Below are 14,128 nucleotides of genomic sequence, written 5' to 3'. Positions count from 1 at the left end.
CGGCCGTGTGTTCGGATAGATCCCGTTAGGCGACCGCTCGTTCCGAAACAAGTTATTTATCGGAGGATCTCCCGGGCTTCACACTTTCCCCCTAGTCTCTGCACGGTGACGCGACGGACGCGATGACGCGCCGTCGCGACCGGGGGGTTTCAGGAGATCTGGGGGGATCTTTGCTGACGTCTGTCTTCATCGCTGCCGTTTCGCTCGCCCTGTTCTGGATGGCGGCCTTCACCCTGTGGTGGCAGATGCACGCGTGGCGCACGCCCGAGGTGCTCGCCTCCACCAGGTTCGGCAGCCCGGACGGGGCCGACCGTCTCTCGTTCTCGCTGCTCCTGCCCGCGAGACACGAACAGGCCGTCCTGGAGCACACGATCCAGCGGCTGCTGGAGTCGGCCCACGCCGACTTCGAGATCATCGTCATCGTGGGTCACGACGACCCCGGGACCGACGAGGTCGCCCGCAGGGCCGCGGCCCGGGACGCGCGCGTCCGTGTCGTCGTCGACCACCACGACAGGAAGAACAAGCCGAAGGCCATGAACACGGCGCTGCCGCACTGCCGCGGCGACGTCGTCGGGGTCTTCGACGCCGAGGACCAGGTCCATCCGGAACTGCTCGCCCACGTCGACCACGCCTTCCGCACCACGGGCGCGGACGTGGTCCAGGGCGGGGTGCAGCTCATCGACTTCCACTCCAGCTGGTACAGCCTGCGCAACTGCCTGGAGTACTTCTTCTGGTTCCGCTCCCGGCTGCACCTGCACGCGCAGAAGGGCTTCATCCCGCTCGGCGGCAACACCGTCTTCGTACGGACGGACGTGCTGAGGGAGGCCGGCGGGTGGGACCCCGAGTGCCTCGCCGAGGACTGCGACCTGGGCGTGCGGCTGTCCAGCGTCGGCAAGAAGGTCGTCGTCGCCTACGACTCGGACATGGTCACCCGGGAGGAGACCCCCGGCTCGCTGATGTCCCTGCTCAAGCAGCGCACCCGCTGGAACCAGGGCTTCCTCCAGGTCTACCGCAAGAAGGACTGGAAGCAGCTCCCGGGCTTCGGGCAGCGGCTGCTCGCCCGCTACACCCTCATGACGCCGTTCCTGCAGGCGTTCTCCGGCGTGATCATCCCGCTCAACGCCGCGATCGCCGTCTTCCTGGACGTGCCGGTCGGTGTCGCCTTCCTCACCTTCCTGCCGCTCGTGACCGCCGCGGTCACCTTCGTCTTCGAGGTCGTCGGGCTGCACGACTTCGGCACGCAGTACGGGCTGCGCGTCCACCTCGCCCACTACGTGAAGCTCATCGTGGGCGGCCCCTTCTACCAGGTGCTCCTCGCCGGCGCCGCGGTCCGTGCCGTCTGGCGCGAGCAGCGCGGCCGCACCGACTGGGAGCTGACCAGCCACGTCGGCGCGCATCTGACCGCGGCCGACGTGATCCGCGAGCCCCGAGAGGACGTTCCGGCGTGACCTCCACTCTTCCCGCGGCGACCGGCACCACGGTCCCCGCGCAGGACACACCTGTCCCCATCACCGTCCCCGCGCGCCTTCCGGTGTTCCGCTTCCGCCGCTCCCGGCCGGATCTGGCGCTGTGCGGGGTGCTCCTCGCGGCGGTCCTCACGGTCCAGGGCTGGAACATCGCCGACTACCCGGCCCTCAGCGACGACGAGGGCACCTATCTCGCCCAGGCGTGGGCCGTGCAGAACGGCCATGGGCTCGCCCACTACACGTACTGGTACGACCACCCGCCCCTCGGCTGGATCCAGGTGGCCCTGCTGACCTGGATCCCCTCCCGCATCGACCCGGGGCTGATGACGGTCGGCGCCATGCGCGCCGCCCTGCTGGTGGTCGGCGCGGCGAGCGCGGTCCTCGTCTACGTCCTCGCCCGCCGCCTGCGGCTGCCGGCCTGGGCGGCGGGCCTCGCGACGGCCCTCTTCGGGCTCTCCCCGCTCTCGGTGGTCCTCCAGCGCGAGATCTTCCTCGACAACATCGCGGTGATGTGGACGCTGCTCGCCTTCACCCTGGCCGCGTCCCCGAGCCGCCATCTGTGGCACCACTTCGGCGCGGGCCTCGCCGCGGCGGCCGGCGTCCTGACCAAGGAGACGATGCTCGTCGTCCTGCCCGCCGTCTTCCTCACGATGTGGCGCCACAGCCACCGCGACACCCGGAAGTTCGCACTCACCGGCGCGGTCACCGCGTGTGTGCTGATCGGTCTCTCGTACCCCCTGTTCGCCCTGCTCAAGGGGGAGTTGCTGCCGGGTCCCGGCCATGTCTCGCTGTGGGACGGCATCGCCTACCAGATGAGCCGGGCCGGGTCCGGGTTCCTGCTCGATCCCGGCTCCGGCTCCCACGGCGTGCTGCACTCCTGGCTCTACTACGACCGCGTCCTGCCGATCGGCGGCCTCGCCGGGGCGCTGCTGCTCCTGCTCACCTGGCGCCGGTCGGTGACGGCCCGGGCGCTGGCCGGGCCCGCGCTCGCCGTCGCGATCCTCACCCTGGTCGCGATGCGGCCCGGTGGCTACCTGCCGGCCATGTACGTCATCCAGGCCCTGCCGTTCCTCGCGCTGGTCCTGGCCGGCGCCGCCGCCGGCATTGTTCACGCGGTGCTGCGCCGCCGGCGCGGCGCGGCCGAGAAGCGGTACGTCACCTGGGCGCGGTACGCCGTGGCGGCGCTGCTCGTGGCGGCCGGCGGGGCCTACGTCGTGCCCCGCTGGTACGACGGCGACCGCACCGCCGTCACCGCCGACGCCAACGCCCCCTACCGGGCCGCGTCGCGGTGGCTGGCGGACGAGGTGGCGGACCCGGAGAACACCCGTGTCCTCGTCGACGACGCGCTGTGGCTCGACCTCGTGCACGCCGGATACCGGCCCGGCCTCGGCGCCATCTGGTTCTACAAGGCCGACCTCGACCCCGCGGTGGCGAGGACGATGCCGCGCGGCTGGCGCGACCTCGACTACGTGGTGGCCTCCCCGACGGTGCGGCGCGACGCCGTCGACCTGCCGAACGTGAAGGCCGCGATCGAGCACTCGACGCCGGTCGCCACCTTCGGCACGGGGGCCGACCGGATCGAGATCCGCAGCATCGACCAGGGCGCGGGAGGCGACCGATGAGCCATGAATCCACCGTTCCGGGAGAACTGGGCGGTCCGGCGGTACGCGCCGCCGAGGTTCCCGAGCCCGGTGCCGTCACCATCGTCGTACCGACCTTCAACGAGTCCGGGAACATCCGCGAACTGCTGCGCAGGATCACCGAGTCGGTGCCCGGACGGCTGCCCTGCGAGGTCGTCTTCGTCGACGACTCCACCGACGACACCCCCGAGGTGATCTCCCGCGCGGCGCAGGACTGCCCGTTCCCGGTCAGCCTGCTGCACCGCGAGGAGCCGGCCGGGGGACTCGGCGGGGCCGTCCTCGAGGGCATGAAGACGGCCGCCTCCGACTGGATCGTCGTCATGGACGCCGACCTGCAGCATCCGCCGTCCCTGGTACCCGAACTGGTCGGCACCGGTGAGCGCACGCACGCCGGTCTCGTCGTCGCCTCCCGCTATCTGAAGGGCGGCAGCCGCGCCGGGCTCGCGGGCGGCTACCGCATCGCGGTCTCACGCGGCGCGACCTGGCTGACCAAGTCGCTGTTCCCGCGCCGACTGCACGGCATCAGCGACCCGATGAGCGGCTTCTTCGCGATCCGCCGCAGCGCGGTCACCGCGGAGACACTCCGGCCGCTCGGCTACAAGATCCTCCTCGAACTGGCCGTGCGCAGCAGGCCGCGCGAGGTCAGCGAGGTGCCGTTCGTCTTCCAGGACCGGTTCGCGGGCGAGTCGAAGTCCACCGCGCAGGAGGGCCTCCGCTTCCTGCGCCATCTGGCCGGCCTGCGCACCGCCTCGCCGGTCGCGCGCATGATCGCGTTCGGGCTGATCGGCGCCACCGGTTTCGTACCGAACCTGGCGGGCCTGTGGGCCCTCACCGCGCTCGGCCTGCACTACCTGCCGGCGGAGATCCTGGCCAACCAGCTCGGCGTCGCCTGGAACTTCCTGCTCATCGAGCACCTGCTGTTCCGCGAGCGCCGCCGCCACCGGCACTGGGCGGACCGGGTGGGCCGCTTCGCGCTCCTCGCCAACGCCGACCTCGTCCTGCGCATCCCGCTGATCGCGCTGCTCGTCGGCACGTTCGGGACGAGCGTGCTGCCCGCCACCGCGCTCGCGCTGGTGACGACCTTCGTCCTGCGCTTCGCGGGCACCGAAGCGCTGGTGTATCTGCCGCGCCGGGGCCGGGAGGCCACGGGCCGTACAGCAAGGAGCCACAGGTGAAGACCATCCGCGCACTCCGCGCTCCGCGCAGACGCAGGACCGCCCTGCTGGCCGTGACCGGTCTGACGGCGGGACTGCTCCTGACCTCCCCGCAGCCGGCCTCGGCCGCCAACCTCGTCAAGAACCCCGGCTTCGAGACCGACGGCACCGACGGGATGCCGTACTGCTGGGAGAAGTCGGGCTGGGGCGACAACGACTTCACCTTCACCACCACCAGCGACGCCCACACCGGCGGCAGGGCGATGAAGGTCGAGCTGACCCGCCGCGTCGACGGCGACCGCAAGGCGCTCATCACCGAGTCCGCGACCTGCGCCCCGGTGGTCACCCCCGGCAAGCAGTACGACCTCTCGCTCTGGTACAGGTCGACCACCCCGGACGTCGCGGTCACGCTGTTCCGGCACGACACGACCACGGGCTGGCAGTACTGGACCGACCTCAAGACGCTCGACATGAGCGCGGACTGGGCCCAGGCGGGCGTGCGCACCCCCGAGGTCCCGGCCGGCACCGACATGATCACCTGGGGTGCGTCGGTGTACGGCACCGGGTCCGTGACCACCGACGACCACACCATGGAGCAGGTCCCCGATCCGCTGCCGCCCGCGCAGTGCACGGGCACGGCGGACCAGTGCGCCGACGGCCGGTGGGAGGTCCTGCCCACGCAGAACCCGGTGCGCTCCATGCACTCCGTCGTCCTCAGCAACGGCAAGGTGCTGCTGATCGCGGGCTCGGGCAACAGCGAGGAGAACTTCGCGGCGGGCACCTTCACCAGCGCGGTCTACGACCCGGCGAACGGCTCGTACAAGGTCGTCCCCACGCCGAAGGACATGTTCTGCGCCGGGCACGTCCAGCTCCAGGACGGGCGCGTGCTCGTGATGAGCGGCAACAAGGCGTATCCGGCGGCGGACGGTTCGCACGGCTACGAGGGCTTCAAGGACTCGTACGTCTTCGACCCGGCGACCGAGACCTACACCAGGACCAACGACCTCAACGACGGCCACTGGTACCCGTCCGCGACCGAGCTCGGCAACGGTGACGTGATCTCCTTCGGCGGGCTGCGCGAGGACTCCACGGGCTCGGTGACCACCGAGTACTGGTCGGACGCCGACCAGCAGTGGCTGCCGCTGTGGAAGGTCAACCAGACCTGGTCGTACTGGGGCCTGTACCCGTCGATGATCCTCATGCAGGACGGCCGCCTGTTCTACTCGGGCAGCCATGTCTTCGGCAACAACATCCCGGGCACCGGCTCCGCGATCTACGACTACGGCGCGAACACGATCACGCCGGTCCCGGGTCTGCAGAACAAGGACGAGCGCGACCAGTCGGCGAGCGTGCTGCTGCCGCCCGCCCAGGACCAGCGGGTCCTCACCCTCGGCGGCGGCAACATCGACTCCAACCCAGACGCGAACCGGCTGACGGACATCATCGACCTCAAGCAGGCCGGCCCGCAGTACACGGCCGGGCCGCCGCTGCCGCAGGGCACCGTCGACCTCGGCAACGGACCGGTCGCGGAGACCGGGGCCCAGGGCAAGATGTACGTCTCCGCGGTCCTCCTGCCGGACGGCAAGGTGCTGGAGACCGGCGGCGCGCTGCACAACCGCGCCGACCCCGTGCACGAGTCCTCGATCTTCGACCCGGGCACCACCACCTTCGACCCGGTGGCCGCCGACCCGGAGGCCCGCGGCTACCACTCCTCGGCCTTCCTGCTGCCGGACGGACGTGTGATGGCCACCGGCGACAACCCGGGCAACGGCACCTGGAACCACAACGTGTCGATCTACTCGCCGCCCTACCTGTTCAAGGGCACCCGCCCGGTGATCACCTCGGTGATCGACAACCAGTGGACCTACGGCACCACGCAGCGCATCACCGTCGACCGGCCCATCGCGAAGGCGGAGCTGATCCGCCCCGCCGCGGTCACCCACTCCTCGGACCCGAACCAGCGGTTCGTGGACCTGCCGCTGTCGGTGGACGGCACCGGCGTCGACCTGAACGTGACGAGCAATCCCGACCTGGCCCCGCCCGGCTGGTACATGCTCTTCGCGGTCGACGCGAACGGCGTCCCCTCGGTGGCCCGGTGGATCCATCTGCAGGGCCCGGCCGCCCTGTCCCCGGCCACCGCCTCGGCCCACGTCCACTCCTTCGCCGACTCCCCGCGGGGCACGACCACCGGCGCCGGCCGGAAGCGCGCCTCGCAGCAGGTCGGCCCGACGATCTCGGGCTGCGACCGGCACTACGGCTCGGCCAACGTGTGCGTGCCGACCGTGTTCCCGCCCCAGGTGAAGAGGACGACGGCCGCCCGCTGCGCCTGGCTGGCGCAGAACGACTACGGCCGCCTGGAGGTCAACGGCCGGGACGACCCGCTGCGCCTCGACCGGAACGGGGACGGGGTGGCCTGCGGGAAGGGAGACGTGAAGAGGCGCCAGTCCAGCGCCAGTCCAGCGCCAGTCCAGCGCTAGTCCCGGCTCGCCCCGTAGGCGAGGGCGCGCTCCACGATGGCCTCCAGCTGGTCGTGGTGCGCGCCCCGCCAGTAGGCACGGCCGCAGTCCCGGCACCGGGCGAACACCTCGTACGTCCGCTTGGTGCCGTGCTTCAGCTGGTCGGCGACCTCCTCCTTCGTGGCGTCGCGGAGCAGGCCGTTGCAGGCGGTGCAGCGCGTCCAGGGCCGCAGCTCGGGCGCGAACCGGTCGAGCACGTCCCGGAGTTGGTCCTCCGGCCGGGTGCTGTAGACGTACCCGCCCGCCCACAGCTCCCGGCGGCGCAGCAGCCCCCGGTCGCGGCTGAGCATCACCCGGCGCTCGGCCGCGGAACGGGACGCCAGGGCCGCGTCGCCGATGTCCGTGGACTCGTACGCCGTGTCCACGCCCAGCAGCCGCAGCCGGCGGGCCAGGGTGCCGAGGTGGACGTCGAGGAGGAAGCGCAGCGGGGCGCCGGGCACCTGCTGGGGCCGCTCGACGGGGCGCACCTCGACGGACTCGCCGGCGGCGGGCACATGGGAGAAGGAGGAGGCGCGGCCGTCCACGAGGAGCTCCCCGACCTCGGTCAGGGGCACGCCCAGCGACTCGACGACATGGCCGAGCGAGGAGGCGCCGTCGGTGACGACCTTCGTGGCGCGCCCGCGCCGTGCGTGCGGGACGAAGAGCCCCAGCTCCGGGGAGAACTCGACGTGGATCTCGGGTCCGTTCACCTGGCCAGGATGGCATGCGAACGGCTCAGGGAGCCGCGGATTTCCGCTGCGGCAGACCGTGCTCGAGCACGTCGAGCGTGCGGCCGACGTACTCGCCGAGGTCGCCCCGCTGCCCGTGCTCCGCCCAGTACCGCATCGCCTCCATCAGCGCGCCGACGACGCCCATGCAGAACACGCGCACCTCGAGGTCGCCGGGGGCGCGCCCGGTGCGCTCGGCCACCACCTCGCACATCATCCGGCCGGTCACGGACATGCTCTCGGTGATCCGGGAGCGGACCGCCGGCACCTCGATCATCAGCCGTCCGCGCAGCGCCGTCTCCTCGGGCGTCTCGTACTCCCCCGACATGCTCCGCTCCGCCGCGGTGCGCAGCACCTGCCGCAGCGACTCCATCACGGGCTCGTCCACCGGCCGTGCGCGCAGTGCCTCCTCCGGGAGCGGGTCGTATTCGTCGGTGATGACGATGTCCTCCTTGGTGGGGAAGTACCGGAACACCGTGGAGGGGGAGACCTCGGCCGCCTCCGCGATCTGCTCGATGGTGGTCGCGTCGTAGCCCTGCTCCTGGACCAGCCGGTATGTCGCCTTGCGGATCGCCGTACGAGTCTTGATCTTCTTCCGCTCGCGCAGGCCCAGGCGGGGCTGTGCGGCGGGGGTCGAGCGGTGTGCGGTAGCGGCCATGGTCGTCATTGTCCGGCATTCCCGGGAGCCGGGACCATGCCGGAGTCCTCCCGCGGGAGGTCCGGTGCGGGCTTCGGACCGGGCGGCAGGGCCGCCGTGAGCAGCGCCGGGCGTGCGCTGCGGCGTTCGCGGACGACGAGCCGGGCGGTCGGCGCGACGGGGGTGGCGAGGGGTGCGAGGACACGGGCGGCGGGCCCGGAGACGAAGCGGGCCCTGGAGCGGGCGCAGGAGCTCGCCCTGCTGGGTGCGGGCGCATCGGATGTCAGGGCGATCCCGCCGCGCAGGTCGGCGGAGCTGGTCCGGCAGCGCGGCTCGCCGCCAGGTGCTCTCCCGCTCCGCCCGGGTCCGCAGCCGGACGGTCTTCTGCTCGATGCGCGCCGAGACTACGGCCTGGCTGGACCGCGTCGGGTTGCGGGTGGCCACCCCCGGGCGGCGGGCGGGCGCCGGTCCGGCTGCAGGGCGTCGCGCAGCGCGGGGGTGAAGAGCCGCACGATTTCATCAGGCGGCATGGATGCGACGGGTTCCAGGCGCAGCAGGTAGCGGGTGACGACGACGCCGGCGACCTGGGTGCAGAAGGCCGCGGCCCGCTTCCTGGCGTCGACGCCGTCGAGGCGTGCGGTGAGGCGGGTGATGAGTTCGCGTTCCAGCATCTCGCGGACCAGGTCCGCGAAGGCGAGGTCCTGGGCGATGCTGCCGAGCATGGCTTTGAGCGGGGCGCCGGTGACCGGGTCGTCCCACAGGACCAGCAGGTCCCGCAGGACCCTCTGCGGAAGGGTCGCCGGATCGCCTTCGAGGGCGTGGGCGATGACGTCGGCGGGGTTGGCGGAGGAGGTGACCGCGGCGCTGAACAGGCCCTTCTTGGAGCCGTAGTAGTAGCTGAGCAGCGCGAGGTCCACGTCGGCCTCGGCGGCGATCTGCCGCATGGTGACGGCTCGGTAGCCGTCGGCGAAGAAGCGGCGGCGGGCCGCGGTGAGGATCTGGCCGCGGGTGTCGGGGCTGCCGACCCGGCGTCCGCGCCGCCCTTCCGGTTTATTCATCACAGTTGAGATAGTAGTCCGGCGCGAGCGAGTGTGGGCAGGTCAGAACGTTCGGCCAAGGAGGCCGCCCCTCATGCTCGACACCCAGTCCACCCCCGATGTCGACGCGCCGGCCGGTGCCCGACGGCCCGGTCTCGTCCTGGCCGTGACCTGTCTCGCGCTGGCCGTGGTGGTCTCCGCGATGGCGTCGCTGAACGTGGCGCTGCCCGACATCGCGACGCAGACGCACGCGACCCAGACACAGCAGTCGTGGATCATCGACGCCTACAGCCTGGTCTTCGCCTCGCTGCTGCTGCCCGCCGGAGCGCTCGGCGACCGCTTCGGCCGCCGCCGGGCCCTGATCGCGGGCCTGCTGGTCTACGGCGCCGCGTCGGCCGGTGCCACCCTCTCCACCAGCCCGGACATGCTGATCGGGCTGCGCGCGGTGATGGGCGCCGGGGCCGCGCTGGTCATGCCCGCCACGCTGTCCACCATCACCAGCACCTTCCCGCGCGAGCAGCGGGCCCGCGCAGTCAGCGTCTGGGCGGCCGTGGCGGGTGCCAGCGGCGTGCTCGGCCTGATGGCGTCCGGCATGCTGCTGCAGTCGTGGTCATGGGCGTCGGTGTTCTGGTTCAACGCCGTCCTGGTCACCGTGGCGCTGGCCGGCACCCTGGCGTTCGTGCCCGAGTCGGCCGAGCGAGGCGCGCCACGGCTGGACCTGGTCGGTGCGGTGCTCGCCGCGGGCGGGGTGGCGACCGTGGTCTACGCGGTCATCGAGGCACCGGTCAACGGCTGGAGCAGCGCGACGACGCTGGCCGGGCTGGGGCTCGGCCTGCTGCTCGTGGTCGGTTTCGTCCTGTGGGAGCTGCGGCAGCGCCACCCGCTCCTGGACCCGCGGCTGTTCCGCAACCGGCGCTTCGCCGCCGGATCGCTCTCGATCACGATGCAGTTCTTCGCGCTGTTCGGGTTCATGTTCGTACTGATGCAGTACCTGCAACTGCTGCGCGGCGACAGTGCCCTCAGGGCGGCCCTCAGCCTGCTGGCCATGCCGATCGGCATGGTGCCCACCTCACGCCTGAGCCCCAGGCTGTCGGCGCGGTTCGGTGCCCGCGGCCCGTGGACGCTCGGACTGATCGGCCTGGCCCTCGGACTCGCGATCCTCGCCCACCTCGGCCCGAACAGCTCCTATCCCGAGGTCGCGGCGGGCCTGATCCCGCTCGGCGCCGGCCTGGGTCTGGCCATGCCGCCCGCCACCACCGCCATCACCGACGCGCTGCCCCCGCGGCTGCAGAACGTCGGCTCCGCCGTCAACGACCTCGCCCGCGAACTCGGCGGCGCGCTCGGCATCGCCGTCCTCAGCAGCCTCCTCAACGGCGTCTACCGCGACCACCTCCACCCCACCGGGGTGCCCGCCCACGTCACCGAGGCGGCCCGCTCCTCCATCGCCGCCGCCACCGCCATCGGCGGCCCCGTCCTCGACCCCGCACGCACCGCCTTCACCGACGGACTCCACATCGCCCTCATGGCCGCCTCCGGCGTCGCCCTCACGGCGGCCCTGGCCGTCGCCGCACTGCTCGGCCGAAAGCGGCGCCGCGACGCCACCGACGCCGCCGACTGACCCGGACCACCTGAAACCGAGACCCCGCCATGCCGCAGCACGACACCGGCGCCCCGCTGCCGAACCCCTTGCCCGCCCCCACCCCCGACGTCGACGTGCTGGTCGTCGGCGCCGGCCCCACCGGACTCACCGCCGCCGCGGAAGCCCGCCGCCACGGTCTGCGCGTACGGATCGTCGAACGCAAGCCGTCCCGGTCACCGTTCTCCAAGGCCCTGGTGGTTCACGCCCGCACCCTCGAGGTCTTCGCCGCCATGGGCATCGCCGACGCCGTCATCGCGCAGGGCGCACGCTTCACCGCCCTCAACGCACACATCGGAGGCCCCCGGCACCACACCCGCGTGGACCTGCTCCGACAGCCCTGGGGCGACACCGACTACCCCTACTGGCTGTCCATCCCCCAGTACGCCACCGAGCAGATCCTCGAACGCCACCTCGTCTCGCTGGGCGTCGAGGTCGAATGGTCCACCACCCTCCACACCGTCAGCGACCGCGGCGACCACGTCGATGCGATCGTGGAGCGCGCCGACGGCAGCACCGAGACCATCCGCTCGCGCTGGCTCATCGGCTGCGACGGATCCCACAGCCATGTGCGCAACCAGGTCGGGCTGCGCCTGGACCGAACGGACGCCGGAGCCACCTTCGTGCTGGCCGACGTCAAGACCACCGCCGCGCTCGAGCAGGACGAAGGCCACATGTTCCTGGGCCGGGAACCGCTCCTGCTCATCGTGCCGATGCCCGAACCGGACCGGTGGCGCATCATCGCCCACCTCCCCACCCGGGCCGCCGGACCGCCCCCCACCGTCGACGCCACCTACCTCGACGACCTGATCCGGCGCCGCGCCGGGATCGAGTTCGGCAGCCACGACGTCGTGTGGCAGTCACAGTTCGACCTGAGCCAGGGCCTGGTGGACCACTACCGCAAGGGGCGGGTGTTCCTCGCCGGCGATGCCGCGCACGTCCACAGCCCCGTCGGCGGACAGGGCATGAACACCGGCGTCCAGGAGGCCCACAACCTCGCGTGGAAGCTGGCCGCCGCCGAGCGTCTCGAGCCGGGCCCGGCGACCGGAATCCTCGACAGCTACGAGGCCGAGCGCCGCCCGGTCGCGCAGGCGATGGTGAAGGGCACAGCCCGCGCGACCGGAGTGCTGACCACGACGAACCCGGTGCTGCACCGCGCCGTCCGGGCCGTCGCACCGCACGTGATCGCCCGCCGGCGGGTGCAGGCGCGGCTCGGCCGGGGCGTCGGCATGCTCGACATCGGCTACCGGGACGGCCCGCTCGCGCGCACCACCACCTCGCGTGCTGCCGGCCGCCGCCTGCCCAATCCCCGGCTCGCGCTCGGCGGCCGACTCCACGAGCGGCTCAGCGGAAACGGCTACACCTGGATCGTCACCGGCCGCGCCGACGAGCGGGCCCCTGACGCCGCCGCGGCGGAGTGGGGCGAGATCCCCATGGTCTACCTCGACCACCAGGCCCTGGCCGAACCTCTCCACGGACTGGACCGGGTCACCCTGGTGCGGCCCGACGGGCACGTCGCCGCCACCGCGGCGACCGCCGACGCCGTCCGGGCGCAACTGCCCGTTCCCGCCCACCCTCTGCCACTCAGCGGCACATGAAGAACCCGACCGACCCGGGAACCGCCGATCGCGCGGCCGCGGCGAAGTCCCACGATCCCCACGACCGTCAGGAGAACACCATGCCCCACCACGACGCCCACGACGCGTCGCCCGTCGAGCCCACTGCGCGGACCGAATCACCGCCGACGTCGCTCGACACCCTGATCCACAAGCACCTGGGCCAGGCCACGTCGTCCCCGACGGGCCGCAGCATCGCGCCTCTCCCCACAGGGCAACTCGGCCTGCTGACCCAGCACCTCGTCGCGCTGCGCGCCGGCTCCTGCCTCCCGGACCACGAGAACCCGGGCGACGCGACCGTGCTGGTGCTGCGGGGCCGGGTCGAGCTGCGCACCGGGGCCGCCTCCTGGACAGGCGCTGCGGGGGATCTGCTGGTCGTTCCGTCCGCACGCCACAGCCTCGAAGCGATCGAAGAGGCCGCCGTACTGCTCAGCGTCGTCAAGGCCAGGTGACCGGACTCGTCAGAAACACCCACCCACCGCGCGGGCTGCCGAGCCACTGGCACGAACGGGCCCGCGCGGCAGCGGTGCCCGCGCGGCGGCTCCCGTAGAGCACCCGAAGTGACAGTAGCCGTGAAATGGCAGAGACTCTCAAAATGGAGGGGTGTCGAGGGCGGGAGGGTTCCGTGCGGAGCCGGGGGCCGCGATTCCCGGCGCGACGGCTCCGGACGCGACGAAGGCCGCGGCGTCGGTGCCGCGGCCTTGGTGAACGGGCTGCCGGGGCGGTCCGGCCGGAGGGGTCATGCGTGCTGGTACGCCACCAGGGAGATCCCCACGTAGTGCACGACGAACGCGGCGAGGGTGAGGGAGTGGAAGACCTCGTGGAAGCCGAACCACCGGGGCGACGGGTTCGGCCGCTTCATCCCGTAGATCACGCCTCCCGCGCTGTAGAGCAGCCCGCCGACGACGACGAGCACGAGGACGGCGATCCCGCCGGTGCGCAGGAAGTCGGGGAGGAAGAAGACGGCCGCCCAGCCCATCGCGATGTAGCAGGGTGTGTAGAGCCAGCGCGGGGCGCCGACCCAGAAGACCCGGAAGACGATTCCGGCGGCGGCCGCGCCCCAGATGCCCCACAGCAGCCACTGGCCCTTCGCCCCCGGCAGGAGCAGCAGCGTCAGCGGGGTGTAGGTGCCCGCGATGATCAGGAAGATGTTCGCGTGGTCGAGCCGGCGCAGCACGCCGTCCATGCGCGGGCCCCAGTTGCCGCGGTGGTAGAGCGCGCTCACACCGAAGAGCAGACAGGCCGTCAGGGCGTAGACGCCACAGGCGATGCGGCCCCGGGTCGAGTCGGCGAGGGCGGTGAGCACGAGGCCGGCGACGAGAACGGCCGGGAACATCCCGAGATGCAACCAGCCGCGGAGTTTCGGCTTGACCGAGTGAGGCAGGGAAAGCGCGACGGGACCGCGGCCGGCTGCCGGCGAGTCCGTGGGCGCGTCGGGGACGGACGCAGTCATGCGCCGCATGGTACCTACGGAACCGTAAGTTGCGTATCAAAGTGCGACCGGTATCACCCCGGCCGCCCGGTCTGCGCGGTCCCGGGGCGACCGGAAAGATTATTCCATCCCAACCCCACGTGGACGCAAAGAAACGCGATGACACGTGGCGATCCTCACTCTGCTCAGCTGGGCGCTCCTCTGGACAGATGGGCAATCCGGGCGGATGATCAAATGAGTGCGGTCGGTACCGGATGAGCGACGGCAAAGCATCCGGGCCGCGGCCC

Annotated in this window: 11 protein-coding genes; 7 read left to right on the top strand and 4 right to left on the bottom strand. The window is 71.9% G+C overall.

Translation table 11 applies throughout. The features are described 5' to 3' along the window. Positions 1-170 precede the first annotated feature (170 nt). Genes ACFYMU_RS31190 through ACFYMU_RS31175 form a run of 4 tightly spaced genes read left to right on the top strand, consistent with a single transcriptional unit; the run spans position 171 to position 6,737 of the window. The gene (locus tag ACFYMU_RS31190) at positions 171-1,448 is read left to right on the top strand and encodes a glycosyltransferase (protein WP_388380434.1); all 1,278 of its coding nucleotides are present in this window, start codon (positions 171-173) and stop codon (positions 1,446-1,448) included. Next, complete coding sequence (locus tag ACFYMU_RS31185; RefSeq protein WP_388380431.1) at positions 1,445-3,088, top strand: ArnT family glycosyltransferase; 1,644 nt, start codon at positions 1,445-1,447, stop codon at positions 3,086-3,088. Before ACFYMU_RS31190 ends, ACFYMU_RS31185 begins: the two co-directional genes overlap by 4 nt. Next, positions 3,085-4,281, top strand: a complete 1,197-nt coding sequence (locus tag ACFYMU_RS31180; protein ID WP_388380429.1) for a glycosyltransferase — start codon at positions 3,085-3,087, stop codon at positions 4,279-4,281. Before ACFYMU_RS31185 ends, ACFYMU_RS31180 begins: the two co-directional genes overlap by 4 nt. Then, a complete protein-coding gene (locus ACFYMU_RS31175; RefSeq protein WP_388380427.1) occupies positions 4,278-6,737 on the top strand; it encodes a galactose oxidase-like domain-containing protein in 2,460 nt (819 codons plus the stop codon). The genes ACFYMU_RS31180 and ACFYMU_RS31175 overlap by 4 nt, the downstream gene beginning before the upstream one ends. Here ACFYMU_RS31175 and ACFYMU_RS31170 read toward each other — a convergent pair. The 3 genes from ACFYMU_RS31170 to ACFYMU_RS31160 all read right to left on the bottom strand — a co-directional run bounded on the left by ACFYMU_RS31170 (position 6,734) and on the right by ACFYMU_RS31160 (position 9,178). Next, a complete protein-coding gene (locus ACFYMU_RS31170) occupies positions 6,734-7,465 on the bottom strand; it encodes a Mut7-C RNAse domain-containing protein (RefSeq protein ID WP_388380425.1) in 732 nt (243 codons plus the stop codon). The two genes, ACFYMU_RS31175 and ACFYMU_RS31170, sit on opposite strands and share 4 nt — an antisense overlap. 25 nt (positions 7,466-7,490) lie before the next feature. Then, positions 7,491-8,150, bottom strand: coding sequence for a TetR/AcrR family transcriptional regulator (locus tag ACFYMU_RS31165; RefSeq protein ID WP_388380422.1), 660 nt, complete (start codon positions 8,148-8,150; stop codon positions 7,491-7,493). Between the two features lie 374 nt (positions 8,151-8,524). After that, complete coding sequence (locus ACFYMU_RS31160; RefSeq protein ID WP_388380419.1) at positions 8,525-9,178, bottom strand: TetR family transcriptional regulator; 654 nt, start codon at positions 9,176-9,178, stop codon at positions 8,525-8,527. Between the two features lie 73 nt (positions 9,179-9,251). Between ACFYMU_RS31160 and ACFYMU_RS31155 the strand changes: the two genes are divergently transcribed. Genes ACFYMU_RS31155 through ACFYMU_RS31145 form a run of 3 tightly spaced genes read left to right on the top strand, consistent with a single transcriptional unit; the run spans position 9,252 to position 12,861 of the window. Next, complete coding sequence (locus ACFYMU_RS31155) at positions 9,252-10,775, top strand: MFS transporter (RefSeq protein WP_388380416.1); 1,524 nt, start codon at positions 9,252-9,254, stop codon at positions 10,773-10,775. A 29-nt stretch (positions 10,776-10,804) separates the two neighbouring features. Beyond that, the gene (locus ACFYMU_RS31150) at positions 10,805-12,391 is read left to right on the top strand and encodes an FAD-dependent monooxygenase (RefSeq protein WP_388380413.1); all 1,587 of its coding nucleotides are present in this window, start codon (positions 10,805-10,807) and stop codon (positions 12,389-12,391) included. Beyond that, a complete protein-coding gene (locus ACFYMU_RS31145; protein WP_388380411.1) occupies positions 12,388-12,861 on the top strand; it encodes a cupin domain-containing protein in 474 nt (157 codons plus the stop codon). The genes ACFYMU_RS31150 and ACFYMU_RS31145 overlap by 4 nt, the downstream gene beginning before the upstream one ends. Positions 12,862-13,148: 287 nt before the next feature. Here ACFYMU_RS31145 and ACFYMU_RS31140 read toward each other — a convergent pair whose 3' ends face one another. Next, positions 13,149-13,862 (bottom strand): hemolysin III family protein, encoded by a 714-nt coding sequence (locus ACFYMU_RS31140; RefSeq protein ID WP_388380408.1) that lies wholly within the window; start codon positions 13,860-13,862, stop codon positions 13,149-13,151. Between the last annotated feature and the right edge of the window lie 266 nt (positions 13,863-14,128).

Origin of the sequence: Streptomyces sp. NPDC007264, assembly GCF_042869095.1 — a bacterium.
Taxonomy (GTDB): domain Bacteria; phylum Actinomycetota; class Actinomycetes; order Streptomycetales; family Streptomycetaceae; genus Streptomyces.
This window is presented reverse-complemented; position numbering and strand designations above follow the sequence as displayed.

Excerpts from the sequence above, each read along its gene's own strand:
- ACFYMU_RS31145 (WP_388380411.1), top strand. The coding sequence starts at position 12,388 with ATGAAGAACCCGACCGACCCGGGAACCGCCGATCGCGCGGCCGCGGCG.
- ACFYMU_RS31165 (WP_388380422.1), bottom strand. The coding sequence starts at position 8,150 with ATGACGACCATGGCCGCTACCGCACACCGCTCGACCCCCGCCGCACAG.
- ACFYMU_RS31180 (WP_388380429.1), top strand. The coding sequence starts at position 3,085 with ATGAGCCATGAATCCACCGTTCCGGGAGAACTGGGCGGTCCGGCGGTA.
- ACFYMU_RS31155 (WP_388380416.1), top strand. The coding sequence starts at position 9,252 with ATGCTCGACACCCAGTCCACCCCCGATGTCGACGCGCCGGCCGGTGCC.
- ACFYMU_RS31150 (WP_388380413.1), top strand. The coding sequence starts at position 10,805 with ATGCCGCAGCACGACACCGGCGCCCCGCTGCCGAACCCCTTGCCCGCC.
- ACFYMU_RS31160 (WP_388380419.1), bottom strand. The coding sequence starts at position 9,178 with ATGAATAAACCGGAAGGGCGGCGCGGACGCCGGGTCGGCAGCCCCGAC.
- ACFYMU_RS31140 (WP_388380408.1), bottom strand. The coding sequence starts at position 13,862 with ATGACTGCGTCCGTCCCCGACGCGCCCACGGACTCGCCGGCAGCCGGC.